Below are 25,761 nucleotides of genomic sequence, written 5' to 3' on the forward strand. Positions count from 1 at the left end.
CCTCGCAGGTTTTAAAAACCTGCGAGGTTTATATTATCTATACATTCCTTTTCCTTCAATAAAATCAATTACTTTGTCTGGCAAAAAGAACTGAATGTTTTTATTCTTCTTAATTGCCTTGCGGATAAAAGTTGAAGAAATTTCCATTAAAGGCGTTTTGGTAAAGGTAATTGATGGATGGTTTTCCCATTCTGAAACATTGGCCTCTGGACGGGGATAAACGTAAATCTGATAATTTTTCAGAAGCACTTCATAGTTCTTCCATTTTTTAAAAGAAACCAAATTATCTGCGCCCATAATCAACACGAATTCTTTTTCAGGATATTTTTCGTGCAAATAAGTTAATGTATCAATGGTGTAAGATGGCTGAGGCAACGCAAATTCGATATCGCTAACCCGAATGTGTTCGGCATTTTCGGTAGCCAACTTGGCCATTTCCAATCGATCGTACATATTGGTTAATCCGCTTTTATCCTTTAAGGGATTGTGGGGAGAAACCACCAGCCAAACTTCGTCAAGTTCGGTATGGTTTGCCATATAATTGGCAATAATTAAATGCCCGGTGTGGATGGGATTATATGAGCCGAAGAAGAGTCCAGTTTTCATAATTTACCAGAATATTTTAGCTTCATATAAAGAGAAGTTCTGATCTTTAGTTAGTATTATTAATTCTTCAGAAATACCTTGAGCAATAATTATCCTATCAAAAGGATCGCGATGATGAAGCTCTAAATTATTAAGTGAGAGAATGTGCTCGAATGTAATTGGTAAAATTTCAATTTGATTTTCGGTAAGGAAATCTTCAATTTTATCGAAACCCGAAATAAGCGCTAACTTATTTAGCTCAATCTTTATTGCAATTTCCCATATGCTAGCAATACTTAGGAAACATTGATTATCTAAATTTTTGATCTTAGCGATAACTTCCTTTGGTAAGGTAGAATCGCCATTAATAAACCAAATAAATGTATGCGTATCTAATAAAAAGGGCATTACATATATTCTTTAAAATCTTCTAAAGGCTCATCAAAATCTGCACTCGTTTTAAAAAAATCTTTAGCGTACCCAAAGCTTCTTTCCTTTATCTTTTTATTTGATGCTGACTTTTTTTTCAGAGACGCAACAAAATCCGAAACCTGTTTTTTCATTTCAGAAGGTAACGAAGAAATTTGGCTATATAATTGAATATCAGTCATAGAAGTAAATATAAGATTTTTTGATGGATAAGTTTGGGATTACTTACCCAAAAAATCTCCAACCAACTTTTCAGCTTCAGCGCAAGCCGTTTCTAAATCGTAGTTTTTTAAAATTACATCAAATTTATCGGCGTAGGTTAACTCCTTTTCAGCTTTAATAAAACGCTCTTGCAATTTTTCTGCACTGTCTGTTCCTCTCCCACTTAAACGCTCTTTTAAAACCTCTAAAGATGGTGGTTGAACGAAAATTGCCAAAGCATCTTCTTCATATTTTCTTTTCAATCTTATTCCACCTTCTACATCAATATCAAAAATTACATGCTTTCCCTCATTCCAAATCCGCTCAATTTCAGAACGTAAGGTTCCGTAGAAGGTGCCATTGTAAACCTCTTCAAACTCTACAAATTCCTGGCGTGCAACTTTATGCAAAAACTCTTCTTTACTGATGAAATAGTAATCGTTTTCGTGCGTTTCTGCACCACGTAATTCGCGTGTGGTAGCAGAAATAGAAAAGCTGAGCTCAGGGAATTTAGATAGTAAATGATGTACTATAGTTGTTTTACCTGCTCCAGATGGGGCTGAAAATATAATTAATTTGCCTTGTTTCATTTTAATAAGACTAAAGGCTAAAGCTGAAAGTCCAAAGCTTTAGTCTTTGAGCCTTAAGCTTTAAGCTTTCTATAATACGTTTAATAACTGTTCTTTAATTTTCTCTAACTCTTCTTTCATACCAACTACGAATTGTTGCATCTGTGCATCATTCGCCTTTGCACCCATGGTGTTAATTTCTCGACCAATTTCCTGTGAGATAAAACCTAGCTTTTTACCGTTGGCCTCTTTACTGGTTAACGTTTGCAAAAAGTAATCGCAATGGCTTTTTAAACGTGTTTTTTCTTCGGTAATATCAATCTTATCGATGTAATAAATTAATTCCTGCTCAAAACGGTTTTGGTCGATATTTACTTTACCTACTGCATCATCTAAAAACTGGGTAAATTTATCACGAATGGCCGAAATTCTTTTGGGTTCTAATTCTTCTACCGATTTGAAATAAGAAAGAATATTTTTGATTCGTAATTCTAGATCGGATTTTAAAACAGAACCTTCGTCTTCTCTAAATTTGTTGAAACTTACAACGGCCTGGGTAAATATTTTATATAAATGATTCCATTCATCTTCAGATACGCTTTCCTCTTTGTAATTTATAACATCGGGAAAGGTTAAGGCTGTTTGCAATAGGTTACTGCTGTTTGCGCTTAATTCATCATTAACGGCTATTAATTGATTGTAATAATGAGCCAATAAGGCTGTATTGATAGTTGCACCTGTAACTTCCGCAGCAGAGCGTTCTACATTGATACTTAAACTAACTTTGCCACGCTCTATATCTTTACTGCACACGTTGCGCAGAATAATTTCTTTATCAGAAAAAGCTTTTGGAAATTTTAAATTTAGCTCCAGAAATTTACTGTTGAGCGATTTGATTTCGACACTGTACTTTGCATTTGCATAATCGGCTGTTGCTAAGCCGTATCCTGTCATGGATTTTATCATGCGCAAAGATAGAAAAATAAGTTTGGAGTTTAAGTTGCTAGGTTGGAGTTTTGCGCTTCTCTAACAAGGAAAGGATAGAACTGAATGTTTTCTGTTTCAACATTTCTAAATCTTCGGCAACCATTCCCTTTACGTTAATTGCTTCTCCAAAAGAAGTTTTTATTATCCCGGGTTTTACAAGTAAAGGATCTATTCTGGGTAAATGTGCCTTACTGTTCAAAATTGCGAATGGCAGAATTGGTGTTTGCGTTTCTATCGCCAAGCGAAATGCACCATCAAAAAATGGATTTAAAGGCTCAGAAGTTTTGTTCATCGTTCCTTCCGGAAAAATCAATATTGATTGTCCTTCTGCTAAATCTTTTCGAAGCTCGGCCACCGAATGATCTCTGCTTGTTCTGCTGCTTCTATCTATCATAACAACCAACCGTTTATAAATCCAACCAAAAACAGGGATTTTGAGCATTTCTATTTTACCCAATGGACTAAATGCCTGCGGTATACAGATTACAATAGCAACAGCGTCTAAAAAAGAGCCATGGTTGCCCACATAAATATATGCCTTCGATGTATCGATTCGATCATCACCTTTGCTTGTAAACCACAATAATGTGAAAATACTGAAACCCCAAGCCCACAGTTTAAGAAAGAAGAAAGAAATCTTTCTGCCTGTTTTTTCTTTAAATACCGCAGTGGACAGAATGATAAAAGGGCAAACGAATAGCATTAACACGAAAAAAATTATTCCAGAGTACAACAAATAAAGTATCCCTATAAGTTTTCGAATTCGCATTAACGTTTATTTAACAATTAAAAAGGTTAACAAATGTTAATTTTACAAAAAATATCTGATAGATATGAAAGCTTTCTCTTTGCCAATTATACTTTTCATTTATTTGATTTTTGGAGCAAATTTCTCTCATGCCCAAGATTTTTTAGCAAAAGGTGTTATAATTGAAAAAGGAACGAACATTAGAATAGCCCTGTGTGTTGTAACCAATAAGCGCACAAAAAAAGCCGTAGGAAGTAACGATTTGGGCATGTATCAAATCAAAGCTGAAGTGGGCGATACTTTGTTAATTGAAAAAAGAAATTTTATTGATCAGGAAATTATTGTTAGAGACCACAAGGATGTTATTGTTTATCTTGTTCGAGCCAGTACAACGCTAGATGAAGTAACAATAAAAGGCAAAACCAAAAAAGAGGATTTGGATGAAATAAGAAGAGAATTTAAGCGACAAGGATCATTTTATGAAGGAAAGCCACCACTAATGTTGCTTAATCCCATAAGCGGAAGTCCATTAACATTCTTTTACGAGCTTTTTGGGAAAACCCCAGCAAAAGCTCGGCGTTTTAGAAAATACTACGACAACGAAATAAAATTAATGCAAATTGACCGATTTTTTAATAAAACCTTAATTCAAAAATACACGGATTTCGAAGGCAGGAATTTAGATAAGTTTATGCTAGATTATTCCCCAACTATTGAAATGGTTAAAAATTGGAACAATTACGATGCCGTAAATTACATCAGGGTTTCAGCCAAAAAATATACCGATACCTTGAAAAATTAATATGCAGATGAAATTTTTAAAATTCGCGACAATACAAATCATTTTAATTTTAATCGGCTTTGGTTTAAAGGCTCAGGATTTTATTGCCAAGGGAGTAATTATAGAAAAAGGATCCAATATTCGGATTGCATTAGCTGAGATTACCAATAAACGCACAAAACTCGGAGTTGGAAGTAATGATTTAGGTTTTTTCCAGATTAAAGCCAGTGTTGGCGACACCTTGCTTATTACGAAAAGAAGTTTGATTGATCAAGAAGTCGTGGTTAAAGGGCCTCAGGATATTATTGTTTACCTAATTAGAGGAACAACAATGTTAGATGATGTAACGATTAGAGGAAATACCAAAAAACAGGATCTTGATGAAATAAGACGCGAATTTCAAAATAAGGGTGTTTACAATGGCGGAAAATCTTCCATACTTTCTTCAATTTTTAGTCCGTTAAATGCTTTATATAATTTAATTGGGAAAGATCCCAAAAATGCCCGCCGATTTGGAAGATATGCAGATAACGAGATTAAACAATCTCAAATCGATGTGTATTTCAATCAAAGTATCATTAAAAACAACACTGAATTAAGAGGCGATACGCTGGAAAAATACATGTTAAACTGCCGTCCTGAATTTGAAAAGGCACAATACTGGAACAGTTACGATTACATAAAATACATTAAGGAATCTTCCAAAAATTTCACGGATACGCTTGGAAAAGGAAAGTAAATTTTGGCTAGTGCTTCTCAATTAACCGATTTAACAGTTAATCAAATAAACATTTTGTTTTTAGATAGACAGTGTTTCGCAAGCCTTTTCGGCCGCTAATTTTTCGGCATTCTTTTTATTATAGTCTCTACCGGTTCCAACTTTTTCACCTTCTACAACTGCGCTGATGGTGAACAATTTAGCACTTTCTCCTTCTCCATTTTCAGCAAGTTCAAAAAGAATATCCTTGCCATGGCGTTGGCACCATTCTATCAATTTACTTTTAAAGTTGGTTTCGGTAAGTTCTAATGTATGGATATCTATATGCGGTTTAACGATTCTACGAAGCAGGAATTCTTTTGTAAAGTTATAACCCTTATCCATATAGATTGCGCCAATAATGGCTTCGAAAGCATCGCCCAACATAGAGTTGTGTTTGGTTTGAATGCTAACCGATCTTTGATCAAATTGAATCATTTTATCAAAGCCGATCTTTTTTGCAAGCTGATTTAAATTGGCTCTATTTACAATTTTAGAGCGCATTTCTGTTAGAAAACCTTCTTCCTTATACGGATAATGCTTAAAAAGCAATTCGGCAATAACCGATCCCAAAACAGCATCGCCCAAAAACTCTAGGCGTTCGTTACTGCTTCGACTTCCATTTTTTAAAACTTTGGCAACAGAGCGATGCCTAAACGCCATTTTATATAACGTAACATTGCCTGGCACAAAGCCCAAAATGTTTTTCAGCTTTTTAACAAACTCCTTTTCGGGAGATAGATAAAGTTTATATAATTTTAAGATCGGCATTAAATAAATAACACAATTAACGGCTAACTAGCATATTTAACTAAGTTATCTATTTTTAATTAGCATACAAAATTATATAGCAAGGCTGTTTAATTAATCTTCGTACTTTTTGAAAATTACCGAAGCGTTGTGCCCACCAAAGCCAAAAGTATTACTTAGCGCAGCTCTAACGGTACGTTTTTGAGCTTGGTTAAAAGTAAAATTCAGTTTAGGATCAAAAGCAGGATCATCTGTAAAGTGATTAATTGTTGGAGGAACAATATCATTTTGAACAGCTAAAATTGCCGCAATTGCTTCGATAGCACCAGCTGCACCCAAAAGGTGACCAGTCATTGATTTCGTTGAGCTAATGTTTAATCTATAAGCATCTTCTCCGAATAATGCGCCAATCGCTTTTGTTTCACTAATATCACCTAGCGGTGTAGAAGTTCCGTGAACATTAATGTAATCGATATCTGCAGTTGTTAACCCTGCATCTTTAAGTGCGTTTGTCATTACCATTCTAGCACCTAAACCTTCAGGATGTGGAGCTGTGATGTGATTTGCATCAGCACTCATTCCACCACCTACAAGTTCGGCATAAATTTTTGCACCTCTTGCTTTTGCGTGTTCAAGTTCTTCTAAAATAATGGTTCCTGCACCTTCACCAGCCACAAAACCATCACGATCCTTATCAAAAGGGCGGGAAGCCGTAGCCGGATCATCATTACGTGTAGATAATGCATGCATGGCGTTAAATCCACCCATACCTGCTTCGTTAATAATTGCCTCAGAACCGCCACTAATAATTACATCAGCCATACCCAGGCGGATATAGTTAAATGCATCAATCATTGCATTGGTTGAAGAAGCACATGCCGAAACAGTTGCAAAATTTGGCCCACGTAAGCCATACTTGATTGAGATATGCCCTGGAGCAATATCAATAATCATTTTAGGAATAAAAAATGGATTGTATCTTGGCGTACCATCTCCCTTAGCGAAATTCGAAATTTCATCCAAGAAAGTTTTCAATCCACCTATGCCCGCACCCCAAATTACACCGATTCGGTTGGTATCCAATTTTTCAAAATCAAAACCACCATCCTTCACAGCTTCATCTGTAGCCACTAAAGCATATTGTACAAACGGATCTAGCTTACGGGCTTCCTTTTTCTCCAAAAAATCTTCTGGATTAAAGTTTTTTACCTCACAAGCGAATTTGGTCTTAAACTTTTCAGTATCAAAACCCTTAATAGGAGCAGCGCCACTCACCCCGTTAGTCAATCCTTCCCAAAAATCGGGAACATTATTGCCTATAGGAGTGAGCGCACCCAACCCTGTTACTACTACTCTTTTTAATTCCATTTATACTGAAAAAGCGTAATTCTATTTAACGTTTTTTTCCAAATAAGCAATCGCTTGACCAACTGTACCGATGGTTTCAGCCTGATCGTCAGGAATAGCTACATTAAATTCTTTTTCAAATTCCATAATTAACTCTACGGTATCTAAAGAATCTGCACCTAAATCGTTGGTGAATGAAGCCTCTGGCGTAACTTCGCTTTCGTCAACACCTAGTTTTTCTACGATAATAGCCTTAACTCTTGAAGCAATATCAGACATAATTTTATAATTTAATGGTTAAATAATTCTGTGCAAAGAAAAATAAATTCTTACAATTTTCAAATGTTTTTATTTCGACACGTATTTTTGGTATCTAAATAACACAGCGAATATAGAATTAGTTTTTTAATTTCGTTCTGTAAATAATTTATTTCGCCTTGAATAGAACTTACCTAAAGTTAACCTTAGACCTTGATTTTATACTGATTGCGATCACTGCGCCCCTAAAAGACTATGTACTTTGCCACAAAATTAATACGCGATTAAATTTACATTTTGAAAAAATAGAAGACCACGAAATATTTTTTAACATTGATGAACCTGCATGGTCTTTTTCGAAATATTATTTTTTTGTTGAGCAAGGCGAGGTAGAATATTACTTAATCAGCAACAGAAGTAGCGATGGAATTCTGATCCCTGAAATGGGAAATGTTGATTTTTTCATGATCATAAAAGAATTTATTGATAAGGAAGATTTGGATTATTTGCTCTCTGGCTTAAACAAACTACCTGATATACAAGTAGCTGCAAAAATAGACCCAGCTAAGTTAAAGAGCAGGGAAAATTTGGTAATATAAAAATTATATACTTGGTGTATTAAATACACTATATTTGAGGGTTACAAACAACGAACAAAAAAACAAAATATATAAATATTAATGCAGTTTGATTATTTTAGATAATTAATTGGCGTTTTCTTAAACTGCATTGCTAAAATCAATTATTAAATGAAACCTTTTCATTCTAGAACTAAAATTGTTGCCACTTTAGGCCCAGCATCCGCTAAACCAGATGTATTATATAGTATGTTTAACGCAGGTTTAGATGTTTGCCGCTTAAACTTTTCTCACGGTTCACAAGCAGATCATCAAGCGGTTTTGGATACCATCCGCGAACTCAATAAAAAATACGATTATAATGTAGGTATTCTTGCCGATTTGCAAGGCCCAAAAATTCGCATCGGTTTAGTAAAAGAAGGTGGCATTAACCTTATTAACGGAAAAACAACCATCATTACTACCCAAGAGTGCATTGGTAATGAAGAACGTATTTATATTACTTACCAAAACTTCCCTCAGGATGTTCAGGCTGGCGAAATCATTCTTTTGGATGATGGTAAACTGCAGATGAAGGTAATTTCTACAAATTTAAAAGACGAAGTAGTTTGCGAAATTGTTCACGGTGGTATTTTAACTTCAAGAAAAGGTGTAAACCTTCCAAACACAAAAGTTTCTATTCCATCGCTAACCCCAGAAGATCGTGAGAATTTAGAATTTGTTTTGCAAAATGATGTAGAATGGATTGGTTTATCTTTCGTTCGTAAGGCTGAAGATATTATCGAACTTAAAAAAATAATTGCAGAGCGTGGTAAAACTGCTCGTGTAATTGCCAAAATAGAAAAACCAGAAGCTATTGCCAACATTGATGAAATTATTGCTGTTACGGATGGTATTATGGTTGCCCGTGGCGATTTAGGTGTTGAATGCCCGATGGAAGAAGTTCCGTTATTACAGAAAATGATTGTTGCTAAATGTAGAGCGGCTTCGAAACCTGTAATTGTTGCAACTCAAATGCTTGAAAGCATGATTACCACACCACGCCCAACACGTGCGGAAGTAAATGATGTGGCAAACTCAGTATTAGACGGCGCAGATGCAGTAATGTTAAGCGGTGAAACTTCAGTTGGAGAATTTCCATTAATCGTTATTGAAACCATGCAAAAAATTATTCAGAACATTGAACAGAACAACTATCCTTTCAACCCTGATAAATTTTTAAAACCAAAATCTCCATCTTTCTTAAGTGACGCAATTTGCGATTCTGCTTGTTTCTTAGCTAAACAAACCAATGCTGTTGGTATCGTTTCGATGACATTGAGCGGTTACACTGCTTTTGAAATTTCGAGCCACAGACCAGAAGCCTTAACTTTCATCTTCACCAGTAACAGAGCTTTGTTAAATGCGGTAAGTTTGCTTTGGGGTGTTAGAGGTTTTTACTACGATAAATTCGAAAGTACAGACAACACGATTATCGAGGTTAACGAATTCCTGAAAAGCAAGAAATTGGTTAAACAGGGTGATATCATCATCAATACCGCAGCAATTCCAATGGAAGCTAAAGGTAAAACCAACATGTTAAAAATTACGGTTATAGATTAATTATAAACGAATATAAATTTAAGGCCGACGCTTATGTGTCGGCTTTTTTTGTTCAAAAGATTTCGATTAACTTTAAAGCATGAACAGATTACATATCTTTTCATCCCTGATCCTATTAATATTTTTATCCACATGTAGCCAGCCCAAGAACCTGGGAGACAAACCTTATGATCTGCAAAGATTTGATTTTGAAATCAATGCAAAAACATTTTATCCGGCAAATCCCAGAGACTCACTGCATGTTCCATACACAACGGATACCTATGATTTTAGAGCCAACTCATTTACACAAGATTCTCTTATTTGTAGAGAATATAATAGCATTAGTATAGGCAATGAGAAATTCAAAACAGAAGAACTAGCAAAATGGGGAAATTTAAATTTTACTTCTTTTAATTTATTTGAGAGTGAGAAGGATAGCGTACTTGCTATTAGATGTACAGCTAAAAAGATTAATCCAATCGAAACGGATAAATTAATTGCAAACATAACCAAAGATTTTGGTGCGCATAAAAACCTTGATTCTAGCAAAGTTCCTTTTAATTACTTTTGGGCCAAATCTGGAAAAAGAATTAAATTAATTGTTAAGCAAAGCGATTTTTATGCTCCCAAAGAAGAACTTGGTGAAGCTTCAATGATTCGACAGTTTAAAGAAAACATTGTATTATACATTTATAAACTAAAATTTGTGCCCCTTAGCGAGCGGATTATTTACAATGCGGATAACTTAAGAGATTTTAAAGACTTCGAAATCCCTGATGAAAAAAAGTATTTGCCAGATGAGCAGTTTCGATGGTAATAATTATCTTTGCCGTCCATTCGGAGAGGTGTCAGAGTGGTCGATCGAGCACGCTTGGAAAGCGTGTGTACTGCAAGGTACCGCGGGTTCGAATCCCGCCCTCTCCGCATCTCAACTTTTTAGGCTTTTTAAAAAGTAAAGGTTCGAAGCGTTTTAGTTTTGTGGCATATTTGTGGCACACACGAAAATGAAGTTAAAATTGCTTGGTTTTAGCGGCATTAGAGGGTAAGGTTCGAATCCCTCTCTCTCCGCAGAACGATTTGAAAATTTGCAATTTCCCGTGTGAATCTTCAAAAAGACATCATGAAACATGCTAACAGCCTGCAAATGTGAATTTGCAGGCTGTTTTTATTTATCCCAAGCATTTCAAAATTTGTAAAATCACTCAAAAAGTTTGTGGCATATTTGTGGCACTCTGGAAAATGATAAAAAAGTGCCACAAAATACACTGTAATCCATTGATTACCAACCCGTAATTGAGGTTAACATCTTGACGTTCAATGCACATAATTCTAACTTTATTCACCTATAAATTAGAATGTATGTCAAATGATGTAAGCGTGTTTTTTTTCCAGAAAACACCCAAAACTCCACAAAAAATCAGGTATGTGTACTTACGCATTACCGTTGATGGAACCCCAAGAGAGAAATCTACTAAGCGAAAGTGGTCCGCAGACCGTTGGGATCAAAAATTAGGAAGGGCAACAGGTACTAAGGAAGATGCAAAAATACTTAACGCCTATCTGGATTCCAAGGAAGCAGAGGTGCATAAAGCGCGTCTGGACCTTTTGAATGAAAGCATGCCGATAACGGCCCAAGAAATTTTTGAACGCCTTGATGGGCGGGGAACCTGTAAAACTACAGTGCTAGAAGAATTTAAGATTCATAATGATCAAATGAAGGCTTTATTGCGTTCCGAAGATAAAACTGACCTAGATTATGCCAAAGGAACACACGAACGTTATGTAACAGCCCGATCCCATGTGCAGGATTTTATCAAGTTCAAATATAATAGGGATGATATCCACTTTTCGCAATTGGATTACCAATTCGCAAAAGATTATGAATTCTATCTGAAAACGGTTAGAAGCTGTGCCCACAATACGACTTTGAAGTACATAGCAAATTTCAAAAAGATTGTACTGATCGCGATTGAGAAAAAAATTATCAAGGACAACCCTTTTGCCAGATATAAGCCAAAAAGGCAAAAAATAAAAAAGAAAGCCCTTACATGGGAAGAGCTCCGGGTAATCGAGGATTATGCCTTCAATGTCGAACGCTTAGCGCTTGTGAGAGACATCTTTATCTTTCAATGCTATACAGGCCTAGCATATGCCGATGTAAGGGGGCTAACAAGAGATAACATTCGTAGAGACAATACCGGAAAACTTTACATTGCAGGAAGGAGGGTTAAAAGTAAATCCGACTTCATCGTACCGATGCTGCCGACCGCTATAAAGATAATGAATAGATATGCCAACCATCCAGATACTTTGGCTTCAAATAAAGTACTTCCTGTGATTTCCAATCAAAAGATGAACGCTTATTTAAAGGAGATTGGGGATCTTTGCGGATCAGCATTAAGTACAGCGTTAGGTATCCGATATGTATTCCCGGAGTTGAATACCCACATGGCAAGAAGGACTTTTGCCAGTACCGTCGCACTAAACAACGGGGTACCTATAGTGGTGGTAAAGGAAATGCTCGGTCATTCAACCGTACAACAGACAGAGGATTATGCTATAACGGAAAGAGAGTATGTGCATTCATCAATGCAGACACTTGAGGAAAAAATAGATGAGCGGATCAAGCGCGACAATCAGCAACAGGCAACTGTGGAAAAAGAAAACACCATCGAAGAGATAATGATGGAGATGGCAGTACTGCAGAAAAAACTTGATCGCCTGTTATTTGCAAAAGCGGTGTAGGCTAGTGAAATGGAAAAGCCCGGATTTATGTCCTGGCTTTTCCTTTAAAAGGTTATTCTGACCGTGCTCCTGTATCCAGGATGGTAGGATGGATAGTACTCGATGTACCCCAATGATTGCAGCTGTTTAAAATATTTATGGTAGGTTGGTACACTGGTGATATGTGCCAAAGTCATAATCCTACCTCTGCTTACCCTGATATTGTCCGTTTTCAGTTGATCGTGGCCAAGTTGAATTATGGCTATGATAATGGCAAGATGCCATACGTTCAAGCGAGTGTCGGAAATAACAATACTGATCTTTTCCACCATTTCCTTACTGCTCATCCCTTTTGCTGCTTGAATAAATTTTCAAGATCACTACGGTTGTAATAATAGGTTCCCATAATTTTCTTATATCTTACTTTTCCTTCAATCCTTAAATTCTGTACCGTTCCTGGAGACATATCCAGGAGTTTGCGGACCTTAGTTGTTTTAATCCACTCCTGTAATGGGTCGACATTTCCAGTCTGACCGGCAACCTTTTTAACTTCTTCGCGAATGTTGTTCATTAGCAACATTCCAAATTGATGTAGATCTTCTTTTGTTATCCCTTGCTCCATAGTCAACCTCACGTTTTGTTGCGTATTAAATTTTTAGATATATCCTGCTGCCCAGGTGCCTGTTGTAGGATGCCTCGTAACGGATATGGCCTCCATCATGTAGATCGCGCATACATTTATGGTACGTATGGTTTCCAGATATTTTGGCCAGCTCTTTCAGTTCCCTGCTAAAGGCCCTGATTGGATTAACAGATTGGTGCGTGTGCCAGTAATGTACGATCGAGATGTACAGACCGATATGGGCTGTATTGATTCTTGGATCGGTACGTATGGCCTTGAAAAAATCGGCAAGTAATTGTGCTGTGTCCATCTTAAATAGCTTTAAATCTTGGATGCCCGACGCATAATCTGGCGTTTGTTGGCAATAATCTTCTTAATTTTAGGCTCCTGCTTTGCCTTACCGTTGATATCAATTTTCTCCCCCCTTGCATTGTAGAATTTTAAATTGTCCAGTGTATCACCTATTTCCATTGAAACCATCTGAGGTTGGCCATCGATCGTCAAGTTCAATGGTACCCTGATACCATCTAGAACCATGCGCATCATACTGGCGTGCGAGGAAGAATTTATTGGAACAGTGTGGGGCAATGCAGTAAACTGCATACTCAATTGTGCCAGGTTATTGCCCTGAAATTCCATAATCTTGGGCACTCTATTAATGTCCTTGTCGTTAAAATCTACTTTGAGCCAGTTTCCCGTAGGCCCCTCGATCCCGACAGCGCCGGTAGGCATGAACACCGGACGGCCCGCCATGAGGCTAAGCATTTGATTTCTGTTAAGGCCTTCATATTTAAGTGAATCAAATCTGTGATCCTGAATAAGCGCGCCCCCCAAGCGGGATTTTACAATTATGCGGGTCTGATGTAAAGCCACCTTCCCATCATTACCGGTTTTATATTTCAGGTTGTAGTTGATCAGCTTACCTTTATCATATTCAAAAACATTAACCTCGAAGTTTGAATAACCTCCAGCCAACTTTTCTTTCATCTGGTTTAAAGCGCTAGGTATGCCCATAACGATCAACTGTTTGGATAACTTAGCCATGTCGGTGTTAACAGCTTTTTCCATTCGACGATGTCGTGTTGAGGCAAATGTTCTTCTAAAAAAAGTGGCGATCTTGCCGAAGGTATTTCCCCAAACCTGTTTGTCCAGCTTATTACGGAGGGTCCTTAAATTACGTAGTGACGCTTTTTCATCAGCATTGAGTACCACACCTGGACGGGAGAACTTTGTTTCTACTTTATTGTAAAAATTACGCCGTTCCTTCAATAGGTTTGTTTCAGTTATCCTTTTGCTATCGACGCCTTCGAATATCGTTCTGACTCTTGCTTCCCTTTCAGTGATTATGGACAGTGCATCTGCTATTCGGTTAACCGGTTCATCTATATTTGCTTTCATAACGTACTTATTAAAATTTCATTGGGAATTTCTCCCAATGAAATAGTTACATGCCCCTATTATTCTTATTCCGTTTTATTGGTATCCGGGTTGTTTTCTCCGTTTGTGCTGCCGAATTTTCTTTGGTTTGGGGAATCGCATCAACAGGATTTACTTGACTATTTTTTTTTTCGTTGACGACACTTTGCCCATCAGCTGAAATATTTTTAGAGACATTGTTTTCCTTATTTTCCCGTAAGTTCTGGGGGCCCAAAGGGATAGCTGTTCCAAGAATCTTTTCAAGATCTTCCTTATATAACCTATTCTTCCCTTCATCAAAGAAGTTTTGTGATTTGTAGGTTGCTGCTATTTCGACATACACTGGAATCTTTTCATTCCCCACCATAAAACTCACGCTCTGTTGATTTCCACGTTCAATAGAGTTAAAGAACCGTTCTTCCCTTTCCTTGTTTTGAAATACGTCCAGCGGAAAGTTCTTTAAAACTTCGCGGTGGTTGTATCCGGTATAACTTTGTATGCCTAGGGCAGGTACATTCTCCTTTTGATAGATTGAGCCTACCATCCACTTGGGATTGCCAAAGTCGTCCTGCTTTAGCACCGACCTTTCTTTGGAAAGGTTATAGGCTTCCTTAACCGTTACCGTCCTGCTTTTCGACGGCTTTTCGCCGTTTTTGAAATCCATTTGCGGAATATATGGGAACGTATACTCCAAAACCGCTTGCCCTTGGTTTTCGAAGCGGTGATGAATGTTTTTTATACTATAGAATTCATGACCCAGGTTCTCCTTCCTTTCCAATTTTACATTCACCTTTTGTTTATCTCCTTCATTATTGAATTCCTTTGATACAAAGAATTCTTTATGTCCTGCTTGAACACCAACCTTCAGCTGGCCTTCTAAATCATCGTCCATACCAATGCCAAAAAGTTTGTTGCTCAGGTACTTTAAATTATTTTCATCCATAACTTTAACATTAACTGTGAATAAATCTATTTTAGAAACGTCTTGCCATTATAAGATCGCGGTTGTTGATCCTGATCTCCAGATTACGTCCTCCATTGGCCTCCATTAGTTGTATCATCAGGACTTTCTGATCTGGAATGGTGAATTTTGGAACTGCCACAACCACCACCTGGCCGGATCTGGAATAGATAACCTTGCTGTTTCCATTCACGTAATCTGGAATGACCTCATTCTCCTGGGATGCTGTTCGGCGGGATCTTTTCAAATCTCTGATGAAAAACCGAAGCTGCTCGACATCATAACCGATATTCGACCAGTTATTGAGCTGTAATTGGAAATAAAATTTATCGTCTTTGATATAGATACCGTTGAGCCTTAGCCCAACGTCAAATTTCTTTGACCTTAAATGGCCCATTACCGGGTCTTTAGAGCTGATTTTGAAGGCACTTTCTTTCATGACCGCCTCATTGTCGTTTTCCTGGGAAAACTGGACAAGAGGTTTTTCAGAGCCGTTTTTTTCCAGCCTGATGGTTAGGATCGATGGTTGGGCAACATAATTCAAAATAAAGGAATACAGCTGCCCGTCTGCGGTGATGACAGTGAGATTAGTCTGTTGAAAGTTTTCTTTGCCAGCCTTTACCTGCATAACATTTTCAACCCCGGGTGCCTTTTGTACCAATACTTCTCGGCTTCCCTTGTCCACACTTTTTATGGCATAAGGAAAAATCAGGTTCGTTGTTTTCGTAAATGCGATCTGCAGCGGAAGTGCAGCTTGATCGTCTTTGATTGTGATACTTGCCTCCTGTGCAAATAATCTTGTGGATGCAAAAAGCAGCGCCCAAAAAAGCCAGATAATTTTAATTGTTTTCATGTTCTATTTATTAATTGTTTGCCATTACTCAGTCTTGTTATTTTGGTCTCTCAAAAGCACTTTATACCCGGCCTTGACAGTAACCTTTATAAGCTTCACCTTTTTGCTCATCAGGCCTTTGGCAGCTTCGACTCCCATGCTCATGGCCTGCATTCCCATGGATGGATCAATCGTGTTGGCCCCGAGGGTTATATTTTGCAAAGCCTGGTCAGCTGAGCCTTTTGCAACGTCACGGGATATTGCCCCTGGGATATACATTCCGTTTATGCCATCCAAGTCAAAGACCGAAAGCCTTACAGGAAAAATCGAATTACCGCTTCTGATACTGGCAACCTCTGCGGTCATTCGTTCGCCGCTTATATTGCCTATGGCGTATACAAAGGTGTTTCTGGGCACCAATTGCCCATTGATGTATATATCGTTCAATAGCCGAAGCTTGATGGTTGCGCCATTGACCAATGTTTGTGACTCATGGATCACTGCTTGGATAGCATTTTGATCCCCTGCGGATTCGATCTGCTCGTTCAGGGAATAAAAACCGTTTCTGATTGTGCCGCTATCCTTTTCCTTGGCTTCCAAAACTGATACGTTTATCGGTTTGGCCGAGGCGCTCACGGGAAAAACTTTTCCCCTTTCCTTGGAGGAGGCTTCCTGAATTTTGAGTTTCACTCTATCGGGATGCTGTATGTCCAAGATCTGGTTTAACATGGTACTGATCTGTTGCATTTCCGGATCCCGCTCACCCCCTGCGTTCGCTTGGTTCATCATTGCCTCTAGCCGGTCAATATCGCTTGTGTTCATAACTGGCGAAGCGGGCCTGTATGCCTGTTCGCCAAGAGCGTTCTGGGAGGCTTGCGGGGGAGTATTAAGAGCAATACTCAATGCGTTGAGCTTTTCCTGAATCCTCGCCTCGTTTTGTTCGCCAAACCTATTACCGTACGGTGAAGGAGAGATGTATGGTCCTACGGGGCGCTCTGGAATTGCTTGGCCCGACATGGAAGAATCAGCTGCGTAACGGTTATTGAACATGTCCATATATGGATCACGTTTACTGATGCTTTCCTGATCGGCAGAATCTTTTTCGGCCAATTTGTAGAAAGCCATCTTATCGAGTTTACCTTCTGTTTTAAGCTCCGCCCCAGGAAGGGAAGTATTGATGCCGACGTGTTTCTCGGCCTTGGCCGAAGCCTCGCCACTTCCACCTCCGAAAAGCCAGAACAGGATTGTCATAAACGGAACAATGATGATGGGAAGCATCACCATCAGCTTCCTTTGATTTTGATAAGCCCTTGTATGGGGCTGCTTTTCTGTAATTTCCATAATGTGGTATTTATTTAACTGTTATTGGTTCATTTTCTCATAGGCTGCAATACTGTCCAGAAGGCCCGGTCTGCGTTTCAGCAGGTCGCTTTTTTTTTGCCTTCCCTGGCTTGTTGAATCGAGTGTCCTCAGGTAATCTTTAAACCGTTCGATCTTTGCTTTTAGCTTAATTTGGTCTTCCGAGTTGCTGGTATTGGGCTTCAATTCAACCTGTACCTGGAGGGAAGTTTTTGCGGGCACTGACAAAGGACTATCTGATACAAAAAGCATCACGAGTTGACTGGAAAAATAACTTGTGCCCAAAGCGCAGAACAAGACAAGGAAAAATTTTCGTTTCCGCACCGAGTACCTGTTGATGCTTTTATCCATCCATGCTGCCCATGCACGTTGCATCTTTAGGACGGAACCGACAACTGCGTTTGCCATACGCTCCCTTCCCGACGACTTTGTTGCTCCAGATTTTCTTTTAAAAGGGTTGTTCATGTTTTTATCTTTTCGAGACAGATATGTCGCGGTTGTCAATTGTGTTCCAGCGTTCGATCAGAAATCCGTGAGCGTTGTTTTCAGATCTCATCACATTTCGCAGGTAGCCCTCTGTTACCAGACTCCTGACCGCAAGCGAAGTTGGCCTTGTTAATCGTTGGGTTGCATAGCACCGGAAGTAGATAGGGCTCTTATTGGTATCCAGATAAATGCTGTCGACGTGTATCGTCTGGTTAACATTCCCACTGATGATGTTGCTGTAGTAACTGCTTTCCCTCAGATTGTCATAAGCCCGCTTTGCAGATATATCTGCGAGATATAATGATCTTTTGATATTCTCGTCAATCGCTTTTTCATCTGGTGAGAGAGTGAAGAATAACTGATGGAATGTTTTGACATGATCTTTTGCCTCAACACTGATGTTATCCCTACGATCACTTGCATAGGCCTCCAAGACCTTTCCGTTAGCAAGAATATACACGCGTTGCTGTGATTGGGTAACAGCGCTGAAACTTTTGACCAGCGCCAGCCCAGAAAATAGCAGCGAGCCGACAATTACGGCGAGGGTGAACAAACGGATCGACCGAAAGGCACCGTCGATATTTTTCATTTTCGTAAACTTCATTGAAATGTTGTTGAATTAATTTTACACTCTATTTATTTGGGCTAATGGCGGTAAACAGACTAAGTCAGCTTCATCGGAATAATTTTTCCTCCGCTCGATGAATCACCCTAAGATTTCTCATCAGTCTTTCCACTCAGCTTATCCGCCATCGAAGGGCTCCCGATATTACCTAGAGCAGTGCCCATTGCGCCGCTAATGCCACTTGGCTTTGTATTGCCGCGATATCCGTCAAGCATATCACCAGGAGCATTTGCAATGTTGCCCATACCGCCGCCGACCCGGGACATCCCTCCGCTTGCTGTTGATGATGCAAGACTGGTAATTTTGGAGGTCAAGGCGCCGCCGCCCCCTGCCTGCACGATATATCCAGCTATAGTGGGGACGGTCATATAACTGACAATGCCGATGACCATGAATATCAGGAACGCGCTGTCTGTTGGCGAGAAGAAAGTATCGCCAGTTTCATAGATCTGAGACGCATCATGCTTGAGCATCTCTACCTGGACCTCGTTCAGCATCGACCCTAATATGTTGCAGACAGGAAGCCAAAGAAAAATGTTGATGTATTTTGCCAGCCAGGCCGTTAATGTGTGCTGTAACCCATCGAAGATGGCGATCGCAAATACAAAGGGCCCGAGTATGGCAAGGATTACCCTTTGAAAAGTCCTGATCGCATTGATGCACAACGCAGCCGCTTCGAATAAAATCCTCAATATCTCGCTCAACCACTCTTTTACCGAATTCTTGAACCTGTAGGTCGCCTTAGCCATGGAAAAGCTGATGTCAGAACCCAGGCTTCCAATGATAGACTCCTCCGGTGTTTCCTCCCCATCTTTGACGTTATGCGTATAACGCAACCATTTTTCCTTGTCGCCTTCGCTATTCTGTCCTACATACATCTGCCACACTTTACTGGACTTCAGTGCTTTTTCCTTTTCTAACAGCATCTTGGCAATTGCGTCGTCAGAGTTCTTGACCATTTCATTTGTAGCGGAGACAGTTGGTTGAAGTATGCCATCGATAAGCGCCATGACCATGGGAAAAAATGTGATGCAGAAACCAAGTACAAAGGGCCTGAAGAGTGGGTAAAAATCTATAGCCTCGGCATTGGCCAAGGACTTCCATACCCTTGAAGAGATATACCATAACGCGGCAAATCCCCCAATGGCGCGGCCAGCTTTACTCAACTGTTCGCATTTGGGCATCATGGTCGTGTATAATTTTTCAAGCACCGGTGATAGCCCTTTGATGTTGTCCGCAACTCCCTGTGCATGCAGAATAGTTGTGCTGCCAAGGGTGATCAGCACAGCTGCGACCAATCCCTTGCATATTATGTTCGTTTTCATTTACTTATTGTTTTTCAATCCCCCTTAAACGTTTTGCCGATTCTATTTCTCTTTTTTCTTTGACCCGTTCTACAGCCAACAGAGATGCACGCTGGTTAAAACTTCTGAGAAAGTCCAGTTTGTCCTGCATGTCGGCATCGATCCTATCAATGGTCTTTAGCCGCTCATCATCAGACATCCTGAGCTTTCCTGCGGTGGTAACCGTGATCAGCTCATCGAGATTCTGTAGGCTTTCATCAAAAAGGTTATTATATACCGAGGCGATGTAGCTTAACTCTTCAACTGTGAAGCTGTCCCAGGAACGGAATTTCCTATTGGCGTTTTTATACTCCTCGACCAGGAAAATCTGGTTCTCGATGATTTTTGGAATTTTGTAGTATTTCTTTACGCTAGGGCTTACTTCCATCAGTCCATCAAGAAAAACTTTGTGCAGGCTGAAATTCCCCTGCGTTACATCTTTGACAGCGTTATATCCCTTCGTCAGGACTTTGATCCCGTTTTTGATCTCCGTAAGATTGCTCTTAAACTGGGCCAGTTTCTCTACATTTAGACCGAGCTTGATCAGCAGGTTCGCCAATGACTGGGCAGATGCAGGCGCACAGTGGCACAAGGAAGCCAAGAACACCATTGCGATGATTATTTTCTTTTTCATGTTTACCTGTTTATCATTCAATATTGAGATAGCTGCGCAAGGTGTTGATCTGTTGCAGCTCGCTTTTCTTCTCCCTTGAGAGTTCCACTGCGCCGAGATAGAAAGTGTTTGAAAATCTTCTCCTGTCGAGCATTTCTTCGTAAAGTGTATCGATGCGTTCGATACGTTCATCATCCCTCATTTCCAGTTGTGAGTCAGAGAGGACCGCTAAAAGCTGTTCAATGGCCTGCTCGCAGTCCTTCAGCAAGCGTTCGCATACCTTTCCGACATACCTGAGCTCATCTTGAGTCATGTTCTGGGAACTGTTCAAGTTTTTTCTCAGAGACGAACATTCCAGGATGATATCGTTCTGAAGCTTGATAATCTCACCTACCTTCAGATAGCCTTTCACCGCCGGATTTACTTTTTTCAGAGAGGTAAAGAATAGATTGTGAAGATTATATTCCCCATCCCTGAAACCTTTGACCGTGTTCCATCCTTCCCTGCATATATTGTAACCTGCCTTGGCAGCCTCTCGGTATGTTTTGGTGAAGAGAATCTGCTGGATCATGGTCTTCTTTTCATTGTTCTGTTGGTTAAAGATGCTTCCGACCACTGTCTGCGCATTTACCTGGAATGAAACCACGAGCAGAAATGGGATAATGATTGCTCTTTTCATATCATTTGATTCCATAAAGATTTCTGATTGTTTCAATTTCTGACTGGTCCTTTGATCGCTGAAGACTTAACAGCGCGTTCTCATTGTTAAAATCACGTAGATCCGAATAATTGAAATCTATCCGGTCTGCGGCATGGTTAATGATCTCAAGCCTTTTCTGATCGGACATCTGGGTTTTCATAGAAGTCATGACCACGGTGATCTGGTCGATGTTTTCCAGACTCTCTTTCAGGATGCCCAGGTAAACCTCGCCCATGTGTTCTATTTCACGGGGTGTAAAGTGCTTATCGTTTCGAACCACCGTCCAGGCTTTTTGATATTCCCGAACCAATTTTTTCTGTTTGGAAATCACTTCCTTGACCCTTTGATAATAGGCTATCCATGAGCGTACCTTCTGAAGTTCATCAAAGTACTTCTGGTATTGCTCCTTCTGCTTTTTTGTCCAGTCAGTGATTTCATCAAGCTTAAGTTTGCTAAGCGCATTTTCTATCTGCTTCTGCAGATTTTGCGCCCAGATCACTTTGTTCTGTTGCCGCTGGATCTGGAGGTCAATGGCCACAACTACTTTTTTAACTGCTGCATTGACGATTACCCAAACAATGGCTTGGCTTTTTTGGGTTGGAGCAGCGATGAGCACTATACACATTACGACTGCTATAATTGTCTTTTTCATACTTTGTACTCCTTTTATATTTTGTGCCGAGGCATTTTATTCCTTTTGGGCAGTTTTTCTTTCGCTTCACTTTTCAAAAGCATTTCCTGTGCTTCCATCGCTGTGGGCAGCTCTTTGCTGGAGCCGATTTTTCTTTCTACAAGACCTATCTGGTTCCCTTCCCAACATTCCATTCTTCTTAAGATATACCCGCTGGGATTGAGAATTCCATTTTTAGGCTCGTCGAACACTATACTAATGTGACTGTAGGGGTCCCCTGGAGAAACAGACTCCAGCACGGCGAAAACCTTTAAAGGGGATGTTGCACACGGATATCCCATGTCAAGTAGTGAAAAATAGGTGGTCAGCGCTTCTCTCAGCGGCGCATATTTTCCAACTCCCGCGATTCTATAGTGATCCTTGTAACCTTTTTCTTCCAGTACTTTTGCGACCGTTTCAATCCCGTTTAGCAGTTCCTTTTCCATGGTCTATTTGTTTTGCTTCATTTCAGCAGCCAGAACAGCGATTCCCTTCCTGATATCGCCATCGAACCGTGCGGCATACTCCATTACCTTTTCCTTCTCACTTTGCTCGGTGGTGTAGGCCAGGTATTCTTCTACAGAAACCTCGGTTCGGTACACCCTGGAATGACTGCCGCCCAGACTGATGAATACTTCTTTATATTTTAGTTTGGGATCGTTTGCTTTGTTGACTGATAGGATCATTGCCTTCTCTTTTTCGGTCAGCCCCAAAAGCTCCTGTATCTGATCAAACTTGTTCTGGTATTTGCTTTGATCAAGCAGGATTTTGCAGTCTGAATTATTGATAATGGCCTGCTTGACAATGGGTGAAGAGATGATATCTTCCACTTCTTGTGTAACAACAATGGCCTCTCCATAAAACTTCCTGACCGTTTTAAAAAGGTATTTGATGTATTCCGCGAAACCTTCTTTCATCAACGCTTTCCAGGCTTCCTCGATCAGAATCATCTTTCTGGCACCCTTTACCTTTCTCATCTTATTAATGAAAACCTCCATAATGATGATCGTCACTGTGGGGAACAGTATAGGATGGTCTTTGATATTGTCCAGCTCAAAAACGATAAATCTTTCCTGCAGGAGATTCAGATTCTCGGTTGCGTTGAGTAGATAGTCGAACTCACCACCTCGGTAATAGGGTCGCAGTACGTAAAGAAAATTGTTGACATCAAAATCACTGTCTTTTACCTTATCCTCCTGCAGCTCACTGACAAAGTCGTCGCGCAGGAAGTTGTAAAAGCTGTCAAAACATGGAAACACTTCTGGTTTCTCTGACAGGAAGCGGTAGTAACCTCCGATGGCATTGGAAAGCGCGACATATTCGCTCCGCCTGAAATGCTCGTCGTCTTTTTTCCATAAAGCCAACAGTAAGGTCTTTATACTTTCTTTTTTCTCCGTGTCAAGGCTATCGCCTTCCCCGATGTAGAAGGGGTTGAAACGGATGGGATTGCGTTCGGTATAGGTGAAGTAATAACCCTTTACCATATCGCAAAGTCCCTTGTAACTATGGCCCACATCTACTAGAACAATATGCGTTCCCTGTTCGTAGTAACTTCGAACCATGTGGTTCGTAAAAAATGATTTTCCAGATCCAATTTGGAAGGGGTACCGGGCTACTCAGTTAAGAATAGCCCGGTACCCCCCGCTAGGCCCAAGTATAAACTTGTTCCGGTTGGTACAGATCCCTCTTTTTATGGGCTCGTCACTTATATCCACATGGACGGGCTTTCCGGTCAAACGATCTCCCATCCTGATTCCAACAGGACTCAGCGAAGTGCGGTAACCGGTTTCCATATTGAAGAAACAGGTTGCCTGTGGCGCAAAAGTGTCGAAGGTATCATTCATGGGAAAGTCAGCAGCATTACCCGGAATGCCTGCCCAGAAAATCTGCGGCGCTCCGTCGTTTTCAATCTTCGCAACAGCATCCATCTGGGCCAGGGCCGACCCAACCATATTCTTTAGGTCCTTGAGCTCCTCCTTATTATCGGTCCATACGACCACATTGAAATGCGCCTTGATCGGAGACCGCTGTGCACCGATCGCCTCGTTAAGAAAATCGTTTGTTGCATCACGTGAAATTGCATTCTCCCTGCTATATGCCGAAAGGGACTGAAGGCGCAGCCTTTTGCTCTCGAGCTTTTTTATCGTCTGCTGGGCATCGTCAATAAAAACATATTGGTTATAGATGTGGTTGCAGGGCAATAGCTGTCCGAGAGTACTGGCGAAGCCGACTGAGAACTTGGTGCGGTCGGTACTGTACTTGTCGTAATTGATGCGTGAGCCACACAGGGCCGGAAGGTCTTCTGCATCTCCCAATGTATAGATCTGGACGTGCTGATCGCCGACCTGGATTCCCTCGTCAAAGACCATTTCCCTCATCAGAAAGGTGTCGTCCCGTTCGCTTAAAAAACAGTATTTTTCTATCAGACCTTTCTTGCGCTGGTGGCTTACCAGGTCAGTATTGCGCAGACGTTTAAGGTTCACAAAACCACTATCTTTCAATATCTGTGCAAATTGACCACAGCAGTCCAAAAAATCCTGGAACATCACCGGATTTATTGTCTGTTCAGGAACTATCGAACTGCGTATCAAATTTGAAAACATTGAGCTTCCCGGCTTCCTGCCGCCTTGCTTTTTGGTCAGGTAGATATAACAGTTGTGATCCAGAAACGGTCGCTCATTGAAGAACCGGTCGCTGCTCCTGGATAAGAAGCTGTTGTCGGAATTCATGAAATCAGGTCTGAATTCGCTCTTTACAAACCAGTCCTGCTTGTGTAGTATGCTATGTTTGGGCAACAGCTTGATCGCCTTCACCCAGGCTTCATGAAAGGCCTCATAGTCTTGATTGCTCAGACTGAATATTTCGGGCAGCTCTGCCCGATATACTACTGTAAAATCTCCTTGCTTGGAGAGGATGCAATCATGTTCAACGCCCATGATCGGCAAAATATCTTCTAGCCATTTTTCCATTGGTCTACTTTCTTTTGGTGGTTCTTTTATTTATTATTAACTCTGGGCCTATATTTAATTCTTTGTTCTCTCATTACCGTTTGTCCGTCTTTATCCAGGCCTGTCTTTTTCCTATTTAAGCTCATCAGGGTTTGGAGCGAGCAGGGTGGGACTATTAAAATTTTGGCGTTCAATGTATCCGACACCGGAAATCGCAGCATAAGACTGTAATCACCATCACGGCTTTTTTTAATGTAGTGATGGATGTCAAGTACATGTGGGGGAGGCAGCTGTACAAGCGCGCATCCTGCAGGCAGCTGAGTGATTGCTGAACAGGCTATTGGCCGGATTTTTTTGCTTTCTTTATCCATGAGCAGGTAAATTCCATCCTCATCCCTGAAGGTGTTATCAATTGTAACTGTCCCGGTATTTTCTAGCATAGGATTTAGGGTATTTCTTTCAAGATCTACCGTGAATGCCTGATCGGCGATTAGCACAATTGGTGGAACCCCATGCAGCCGTAAGCGCTCAGGCTTCGTCAACATGTGACAACGGTATCCCTTGGCGGATGAAACCGCATTCACCTCTTCGATGATTACTTCATTATTTGCTTTCTCAGCGTCAAACAGCCGTTCATCAATTCTCACCCTGCAACTTCTTTCAAGGGTTTCCTGAACATACTCCTTGGGAGAACAAAGTGTGCCATCCCTTCCGGTAACAACTACCGTCCGATATCCTTCCTGTATTTCAAGATCATCAAAACTAATTCCCCTGTGGCTATCCATCCGGGGCTTGATCATACCGCTGGGGTAATCAAAGTCATAGAGTTTGTTCATTAATATTACTGCACGTTTTTCCATCTCACTTTCCTTTTTTTTGTCAAACAGC

Annotated in this window: 29 protein-coding genes, 1 tRNA gene and 1 pseudogene; 7 read left to right on the top strand and 24 right to left on the bottom strand. The window is 40.1% G+C overall.

All coding sequences use genetic code 11. The annotated features are described in order from the left end of the window. Positions 1 to 33 precede the first annotated feature (33 nt). The 6 genes from nadD to DF947_RS10370 form a co-directional block, all read right to left on the bottom strand. Positions 34 to 606: a nicotinate (nicotinamide) nucleotide adenylyltransferase gene (nadD, locus tag DF947_RS10345; RefSeq protein ID WP_109929611.1), complete on the bottom strand. Its 573-nt coding sequence runs from the start codon at positions 604 to 606 to the stop codon at positions 34 to 36. Positions 607 to 609: 3 nt separating this feature from the next. Then, complete coding sequence (locus tag DF947_RS10350; RefSeq protein WP_109929612.1) at positions 610 to 993, bottom strand: type II toxin-antitoxin system VapC family toxin; 384 nt, start codon at positions 991 to 993, stop codon at positions 610 to 612. After that, on the bottom strand, positions 993 to 1,196 hold the full coding sequence (gene vapB, locus DF947_RS10355) for a type II toxin-antitoxin system VapB family antitoxin (RefSeq protein WP_109929613.1): 204 nt from the start codon (positions 1,194 to 1,196) through the stop codon (positions 993 to 995). Before vapB ends, DF947_RS10350 begins: the two co-directional genes overlap by 1 nt. A 39-nt stretch (positions 1,197 to 1,235) precedes the next feature. Then, positions 1,236 to 1,805 carry a guanylate kinase gene (gene gmk, locus DF947_RS10360; RefSeq protein ID WP_109929614.1) on the bottom strand — a complete coding sequence of 190 codons (570 nt, stop codon included), beginning with the start codon at positions 1,803 to 1,805 and terminating at the stop codon, positions 1,236 to 1,238. Between the two features lie 69 nt (positions 1,806 to 1,874). Next, positions 1,875 to 2,738, bottom strand: coding sequence for a YicC/YloC family endoribonuclease (locus tag DF947_RS10365; protein ID WP_109929615.1), 864 nt, complete (start codon positions 2,736 to 2,738; stop codon positions 1,875 to 1,877). A gap of 49 nt (positions 2,739 to 2,787) precedes the next feature. Continuing rightward, positions 2,788 to 3,474, bottom strand: a complete 687-nt coding sequence (locus DF947_RS10370; RefSeq protein WP_158526255.1) for a lysophospholipid acyltransferase family protein — start codon at positions 3,472 to 3,474, stop codon at positions 2,788 to 2,790. A gap of 130 nt (positions 3,475 to 3,604) precedes the next feature. Between DF947_RS10370 and DF947_RS10375 the strand changes: the two genes are divergently transcribed. Both DF947_RS10375 and DF947_RS10380 read left to right on the top strand, forming a co-directional pair. Continuing rightward, complete coding sequence (locus DF947_RS10375) at positions 3,605 to 4,321, top strand: hypothetical protein (protein ID WP_109929617.1); 717 nt, start codon at positions 3,605 to 3,607, stop codon at positions 4,319 to 4,321. Between the two features lies 1 nt (position 4,322). After that, entirely contained in the window at positions 4,323 to 5,039 is a 717-nt protein-coding gene (locus DF947_RS10380) for a hypothetical protein (protein WP_109929618.1), read from the top strand. A gap of 60 nt (positions 5,040 to 5,099) precedes the next feature. Here the strand turns inward: DF947_RS10380 and rnc are convergent, their stop codons facing one another. The 3 genes from rnc to DF947_RS10395 all read right to left on the bottom strand — a co-directional run bounded on the left by rnc (position 5,100) and on the right by DF947_RS10395 (position 7,433). After that, the gene (gene rnc, locus DF947_RS10385; protein ID WP_109929619.1) at positions 5,100 to 5,828 is read right to left on the bottom strand and encodes a ribonuclease III; all 729 of its coding nucleotides are present in this window, start codon (positions 5,826 to 5,828) and stop codon (positions 5,100 to 5,102) included. Between the two features lie 93 nt (positions 5,829 to 5,921). Next, entirely contained in the window at positions 5,922 to 7,175 is a 1,254-nt protein-coding gene (fabF, locus tag DF947_RS10390; RefSeq protein WP_109929620.1) for a beta-ketoacyl-ACP synthase II, read from the bottom strand. 21 nt (positions 7,176 to 7,196) lie between these two features. Continuing rightward, complete coding sequence (locus DF947_RS10395) at positions 7,197 to 7,433, bottom strand: acyl carrier protein (RefSeq protein ID WP_008508386.1); 237 nt, start codon at positions 7,431 to 7,433, stop codon at positions 7,197 to 7,199. 158 nt (positions 7,434 to 7,591) lie between these two features. Here DF947_RS10395 and DF947_RS10400 point away from each other — a divergent pair, with 158 nt between their 5' ends. The 5 genes from DF947_RS10400 to DF947_RS10420 all read left to right on the top strand — a co-directional run bounded on the left by DF947_RS10400 (position 7,592) and on the right by DF947_RS10420 (position 12,319). Beyond that, on the top strand, positions 7,592 to 8,011 hold the full coding sequence (locus tag DF947_RS10400; protein WP_109929621.1) for an IPExxxVDY family protein: 420 nt from the start codon (positions 7,592 to 7,594) through the stop codon (positions 8,009 to 8,011). 150 nt (positions 8,012 to 8,161) lie between these two features. After that, positions 8,162 to 9,592: a pyruvate kinase gene (gene pyk, locus DF947_RS10405; protein WP_109929622.1), complete on the top strand. Its 1,431-nt coding sequence runs from the start codon at positions 8,162 to 8,164 to the stop codon at positions 9,590 to 9,592. Between the two features lie 79 nt (positions 9,593 to 9,671). Then, the gene (locus DF947_RS10410; RefSeq protein ID WP_109929623.1) at positions 9,672 to 10,391 is read left to right on the top strand and encodes a hypothetical protein; all 720 of its coding nucleotides are present in this window, start codon (positions 9,672 to 9,674) and stop codon (positions 10,389 to 10,391) included. A 22-nt stretch (positions 10,392 to 10,413) separates the two neighbouring features. Next, positions 10,414 to 10,498 (top strand) — tRNA-Ser (locus tag DF947_RS10415). A 435-nt stretch (positions 10,499 to 10,933) separates the two neighbouring features. Beyond that, the gene (locus tag DF947_RS10420; protein ID WP_109929624.1) at positions 10,934 to 12,319 is read left to right on the top strand and encodes a site-specific integrase; all 1,386 of its coding nucleotides are present in this window, start codon (positions 10,934 to 10,936) and stop codon (positions 12,317 to 12,319) included. Between the two features lie 322 nt (positions 12,320 to 12,641). Here the strand turns inward: DF947_RS10420 and DF947_RS10430 are convergent, their stop codons facing one another. From DF947_RS10430 to DF947_RS10500, 15 genes and pseudogenes are all read right to left on the bottom strand, one after another. After that, positions 12,642 to 12,920 carry a helix-turn-helix domain-containing protein gene (locus tag DF947_RS10430; protein ID WP_167398009.1) on the bottom strand — a complete coding sequence of 93 codons (279 nt, stop codon included), beginning with the start codon at positions 12,918 to 12,920 and terminating at the stop codon, positions 12,642 to 12,644. A gap of 25 nt (positions 12,921 to 12,945) precedes the next feature. Continuing rightward, a complete protein-coding gene (locus DF947_RS10435) occupies positions 12,946 to 13,230 on the bottom strand; it encodes a hypothetical protein (RefSeq protein WP_109929627.1) in 285 nt (94 codons plus the stop codon). An 11-nt stretch (positions 13,231 to 13,241) separates the two neighbouring features. After that, a complete protein-coding gene (locus tag DF947_RS10440) occupies positions 13,242 to 14,318 on the bottom strand; it encodes a hypothetical protein (protein ID WP_109929628.1) in 1,077 nt (358 codons plus the stop codon). A gap of 46 nt (positions 14,319 to 14,364) precedes the next feature. After that, positions 14,365 to 15,279: a hypothetical protein gene (locus DF947_RS10445; RefSeq protein WP_109929629.1), complete on the bottom strand. Its 915-nt coding sequence runs from the start codon at positions 15,277 to 15,279 to the stop codon at positions 14,365 to 14,367. A 31-nt stretch (positions 15,280 to 15,310) separates the two neighbouring features. Further along, positions 15,311 to 16,150, bottom strand: a complete 840-nt coding sequence (gene traN, locus DF947_RS10450) for a conjugative transposon protein TraN (RefSeq protein ID WP_109929630.1) — start codon at positions 16,148 to 16,150, stop codon at positions 15,311 to 15,313. Positions 16,151 to 16,174: 24 nt separating this feature from the next. Then, positions 16,175 to 17,470, bottom strand: coding sequence for a conjugative transposon protein TraM (gene traM / locus DF947_RS10455; protein WP_109929631.1), 1,296 nt, complete (start codon positions 17,468 to 17,470; stop codon positions 16,175 to 16,177). A 21-nt stretch (positions 17,471 to 17,491) separates the two neighbouring features. Continuing rightward, a complete protein-coding gene (locus DF947_RS10460; protein WP_109929632.1) occupies positions 17,492 to 17,953 on the bottom strand; it encodes a hypothetical protein in 462 nt (153 codons plus the stop codon). A 4-nt stretch (positions 17,954 to 17,957) separates the two neighbouring features. Next, a complete protein-coding gene (gene traK, locus DF947_RS10465) occupies positions 17,958 to 18,578 on the bottom strand; it encodes a conjugative transposon protein TraK (protein WP_205940778.1) in 621 nt (206 codons plus the stop codon). A gap of 107 nt (positions 18,579 to 18,685) precedes the next feature. Further along, on the bottom strand, positions 18,686 to 19,924 hold the full coding sequence (gene traJ, locus DF947_RS10470) for a conjugative transposon protein TraJ (protein WP_109929634.1): 1,239 nt from the start codon (positions 19,922 to 19,924) through the stop codon (positions 18,686 to 18,688). A gap of 4 nt (positions 19,925 to 19,928) precedes the next feature. Continuing rightward, positions 19,929 to 20,576 carry a hypothetical protein gene (locus DF947_RS10475; RefSeq protein WP_109929789.1) on the bottom strand — a complete coding sequence of 216 codons (648 nt, stop codon included), beginning with the start codon at positions 20,574 to 20,576 and terminating at the stop codon, positions 19,929 to 19,931. Positions 20,577 to 20,589: 13 nt separating this feature from the next. Next, positions 20,590 to 21,234, bottom strand: coding sequence for a hypothetical protein (locus tag DF947_RS10480; RefSeq protein ID WP_146202898.1), 645 nt, complete (start codon positions 21,232 to 21,234; stop codon positions 20,590 to 20,592). A gap of 1 nt (position 21,235) precedes the next feature. Further along, a complete protein-coding gene (locus tag DF947_RS10485; RefSeq protein ID WP_109929636.1) occupies positions 21,236 to 21,907 on the bottom strand; it encodes a conjugal transfer protein TraI in 672 nt (223 codons plus the stop codon). A gap of 14 nt (positions 21,908 to 21,921) precedes the next feature. Beyond that, a complete protein-coding gene (locus DF947_RS10490; protein ID WP_109929637.1) occupies positions 21,922 to 22,371 on the bottom strand; it encodes a hypothetical protein in 450 nt (149 codons plus the stop codon). A 3-nt stretch (positions 22,372 to 22,374) separates the two neighbouring features. Then, positions 22,375 to 24,894 (bottom strand): annotated as a pseudogene (locus DF947_RS10495) (TraG family conjugative transposon ATPase). A gap of 26 nt (positions 24,895 to 24,920) precedes the next feature. Next, entirely contained in the window at positions 24,921 to 25,733 is an 813-nt protein-coding gene (locus tag DF947_RS10500; RefSeq protein WP_109929638.1) for a hypothetical protein, read from the bottom strand. Positions 25,734 to 25,761 lie beyond the last annotated feature (28 nt).

Source organism: Pedobacter paludis, from assembly GCF_003173575.1.
Lineage (GTDB): Bacteria > Bacteroidota > Bacteroidia > Sphingobacteriales > Sphingobacteriaceae > Pedobacter > Pedobacter paludis.

Bases quoted from the DNA above. Each gene is read 5' to 3' on its own strand.
- DF947_RS10365 (WP_109929615.1), bottom strand. From the start codon at position 2,738: ATGACAGGATACGGCTTAGCAACAGCCGATTATGCAAATGCAAAGTAC.
- DF947_RS10445 (WP_109929629.1), bottom strand. From the start codon at position 15,279: ATGGATGAAAATAATTTAAAGTACCTGAGCAACAAACTTTTTGGCATT.
- rnc (WP_109929619.1), bottom strand. From the start codon at position 5,828: ATGCCGATCTTAAAATTATATAAACTTTATCTATCTCCCGAAAAGGAG.
- traM (WP_109929631.1), bottom strand. From the start codon at position 17,470: ATGGAAATTACAGAAAAGCAGCCCCATACAAGGGCTTATCAAAATCAA.
- DF947_RS10370 (WP_158526255.1), bottom strand. From the start codon at position 3,474: ATGCTATTCGTTTGCCCTTTTATCATTCTGTCCACTGCGGTATTTAAA.
- DF947_RS10485 (WP_109929636.1), bottom strand. From the start codon at position 21,907: ATGAAAAAGACAATTATAGCAGTCGTAATGTGTATAGTGCTCATCGCT.
- gmk (WP_109929614.1), bottom strand. From the start codon at position 1,805: ATGAAACAAGGCAAATTAATTATATTTTCAGCCCCATCTGGAGCAGGT.
- DF947_RS10350 (WP_109929612.1), bottom strand. From the start codon at position 993: ATGCCCTTTTTATTAGATACGCATACATTTATTTGGTTTATTAATGGC.
- DF947_RS10375 (WP_109929617.1), top strand. From the start codon at position 3,605: ATGAAAGCTTTCTCTTTGCCAATTATACTTTTCATTTATTTGATTTTT.
- DF947_RS10410 (WP_109929623.1), top strand. From the start codon at position 9,672: ATGAACAGATTACATATCTTTTCATCCCTGATCCTATTAATATTTTTA.
- traN (WP_109929630.1), bottom strand. From the start codon at position 16,150: ATGAAAACAATTAAAATTATCTGGCTTTTTTGGGCGCTGCTTTTTGCA.
- DF947_RS10500 (WP_109929638.1), bottom strand. From the start codon at position 25,733: ATGGAAAAACGTGCAGTAATATTAATGAACAAACTCTATGACTTTGAT.
- DF947_RS10490 (WP_109929637.1), bottom strand. From the start codon at position 22,371: ATGGAAAAGGAACTGCTAAACGGGATTGAAACGGTCGCAAAAGTACTG.
- DF947_RS10475 (WP_109929789.1), bottom strand. From the start codon at position 20,576: ATGAAAAAGAAAATAATCATCGCAATGGTGTTCTTGGCTTCCTTGTGC.
- traJ (WP_109929634.1), bottom strand. From the start codon at position 19,924: ATGAAAACGAACATAATATGCAAGGGATTGGTCGCAGCTGTGCTGATC.
- pyk (WP_109929622.1), top strand. From the start codon at position 8,162: ATGAAACCTTTTCATTCTAGAACTAAAATTGTTGCCACTTTAGGCCCA.
- DF947_RS10380 (WP_109929618.1), top strand. From the start codon at position 4,323: ATGCAGATGAAATTTTTAAAATTCGCGACAATACAAATCATTTTAATT.
- DF947_RS10480 (WP_146202898.1), bottom strand. From the start codon at position 21,234: ATGAAAAGAGCAATCATTATCCCATTTCTGCTCGTGGTTTCATTCCAG.
- fabF (WP_109929620.1), bottom strand. From the start codon at position 7,175: ATGGAATTAAAAAGAGTAGTAGTAACAGGGTTGGGTGCGCTCACTCCT.
- DF947_RS10430 (WP_167398009.1), bottom strand. From the start codon at position 12,920: ATGGAGCAAGGGATAACAAAAGAAGATCTACATCAATTTGGAATGTTG.
- vapB (WP_109929613.1), bottom strand. From the start codon at position 1,196: ATGACTGATATTCAATTATATAGCCAAATTTCTTCGTTACCTTCTGAA.
- DF947_RS10460 (WP_109929632.1), bottom strand. From the start codon at position 17,953: ATGAACAACCCTTTTAAAAGAAAATCTGGAGCAACAAAGTCGTCGGGA.
- traK (WP_205940778.1), bottom strand. From the start codon at position 18,578: ATGAAGTTTACGAAAATGAAAAATATCGACGGTGCCTTTCGGTCGATC.
- DF947_RS10420 (WP_109929624.1), top strand. From the start codon at position 10,934: ATGTCAAATGATGTAAGCGTGTTTTTTTTCCAGAAAACACCCAAAACT.
- DF947_RS10440 (WP_109929628.1), bottom strand. From the start codon at position 14,318: ATGAAAGCAAATATAGATGAACCGGTTAACCGAATAGCAGATGCACTG.
- nadD (WP_109929611.1), bottom strand. From the start codon at position 606: ATGAAAACTGGACTCTTCTTCGGCTCATATAATCCCATCCACACCGGG.
- DF947_RS10435 (WP_109929627.1), bottom strand. From the start codon at position 13,230: ATGGACACAGCACAATTACTTGCCGATTTTTTCAAGGCCATACGTACC.
- DF947_RS10395 (WP_008508386.1), bottom strand. From the start codon at position 7,433: ATGTCTGATATTGCTTCAAGAGTTAAGGCTATTATCGTAGAAAAACTA.